The sequence below is a fragment of the Staphylococcus sp. HMSC65H10 genome (assembly GCF_001839185.1).
Taxonomy (GTDB): Bacteria; Bacillota; Bacilli; order Staphylococcales; family Staphylococcaceae; genus Staphylococcus; species Staphylococcus simulans.
Window position 1 is genome coordinate 1 of record NZ_KV840352.1, and the last position, 580, is coordinate 580.

The following is a 580-nucleotide window of genomic DNA, read 5'->3' on the forward strand; positions in this document are numbered from 1 at the left end:
AAAAAATTTGTTGGTAACTCAAAAAATATATTTTAAAATTCACTGTACAAATGAGTTGAAATGCTCGTTTGTACAGTTTTTTTAACTATATAGCACACTTCCGTTTGTTAAAACTGATAAATATATTAGCACACTATGCTAATCACTTTTTCAAATCAGATAAATTAGGACACTCTTAAATTTGAAGTTAAACAATTAATCTTTCCATTTTCAAAGTAATTCTTTCGTTGTTGTAAAAGTTGATATATTCTTTTATTTGTTTACGTGCTGTTCTTAAGTCCTTGAATTTATAATGTTTATTGCCACGATAGATTTCCGATTTCATAATTCCCCAGAATGATTCCATTGGACTATTATCAATACATCTTCCTACTCGTGACATGCTTTGAATAACGCCATGCTCATCGAGCATGGATTTAAAATGCTTACTTGTGTATTGGTAGCCTCTATCACTATGTAATATTAAACCACTTACATCTTTCGCTTTTTTTATAGCTTTTTTGTAAGTATTAAAAACTAGCTGATTGTTATTTGAATAGTTAATTTCATGACTTACAATTTTCCCTGTTCCGAGATCCTT

At 29.0% G+C, this 580-nt stretch carries 1 protein-coding gene; it reads right to left on the reverse strand.

Going from position 1 to position 580, the window contains the following annotated elements; all coding sequences use genetic code 11:
* Positions 1-187 precede the first annotated feature (187 nt).
* Positions 188-580 (reverse strand): DDE-type integrase/transposase/recombinase (locus tag HMPREF3270_RS07280; RefSeq protein WP_141763133.1); only part of this gene is annotated, 393 nt, incomplete at its 5' end.